At 46.1% G+C, this 1,064-nt stretch carries 1 protein-coding gene and 1 pseudogene; both read left to right on the top strand.

Annotated features, from left to right (window positions below; translation table 11 throughout):
- The coding region (gene ribD / locus PGX78_RS08615) for a bifunctional diaminohydroxyphosphoribosylaminopyrimidine deaminase/5-amino-6-(5-phosphoribosylamino)uracil reductase RibD (protein WP_270446545.1) at nucleotides 1–868 on the top strand (868 nt) is incomplete at its 5' end.
- Nucleotides 849–1,064, top strand: a pseudogene (locus tag PGX78_RS08610) (riboflavin synthase); the annotation flags it as partial. The gene ribD and the pseudogene PGX78_RS08610, both read left to right, overlap by 20 nt.

The following is a 1,064-nucleotide window of genomic DNA, read 5'->3' as shown; positions in this document are numbered from 1 at the left end:
TAAGGCCGGTGTGGCCAAGGTAGTCTGTGCCATGCTTGACCCCAATCCGTTGGTAGCGGGTAAAGGGGCTGCTATTTTGCGTAATGCCGGTATTCCCGTCATAGTCGGACTTATGTCCAAAGAAGCCGTTAAAATGAATGAAGTGTTTATTAAAAACATGATAGTTCATAAGCCGTTTATTGCCGTTAAACTGGCCCAAAGTCTGGACGGATGTACAGCTTCTCGAACAGGGAAATCAAAGTGGATTACAAACGATACGGCTCGACAAGAAGGGCATTACCTAAGGTCTTTGTATGATGCTATTCTCGTAGGAATCAATACAGTCGAGTCGGACAACCCCCTGTTGACCAGCCGTACGACTCGTCCCGGACACGAAGGGCCGAAACAGCCGACACGAATTATTCTCGATTCAACAGGTCGCATTGATTTACAGGCTCTTTTGGTAACGGATAAACAGTCTCCTACGATTATCGTAACGACAGAACGCTGTCCTGAAAGTAAACGACAGGCTTTAAATACGGCCGGTGTCGAAGTCATCGTGGCAGCTGCCGATGACGAAGGCCGTATCGATTTAAACGGCCTTATGGATACCCTATATAAAAAAGGGATTTGCAGCATTTTAATTGAAGGCGGCAGTACGGTTATCGGCTCTTTCTTCGATGAAAATCTTGTTGACAAACTTTATGTATTTACAGGCCATATCATCATGGGCGGCAAGGGAAAATCATCGGTAGGGGGCAAGGGAATCAATGAACTTTCAGAGGCACCGGAGCTCGAATACGAGTCTGTGGCCATTCGCAATAATAATATTTTTATAGAAGCGTATGTAAAAGGCCGGGAGGGTGCTTATGTTCACTGGAATCATTGAGGAAACAGGCACTATTGCCGGTATGGAACGTCAGCCTGATTCTATTCGCTTGACCGTACGAGCCGACAAGGTTTTGGAAAATACAATAATAGGCGACAGCATTGCCGTTAACGGCGTTTGTCTCACTGTTACGTCTATGACAGACAGCTCTTTTTGTGCCGATGTAATGCATGAAACCATGCGGCGTTCGTCTTTT

This window comes from Megasphaera sp. AF13-6AC, assembly GCF_027685385.1.
Classification (GTDB): domain Bacteria; phylum Bacillota; class Negativicutes; order Veillonellales; family Megasphaeraceae; genus Megasphaera; species Megasphaera micronuciformis.
The sequence above is the reverse complement of the archived record's forward strand: the minus strand, read 5'-3'. Positions and strand labels throughout refer to the sequence as shown.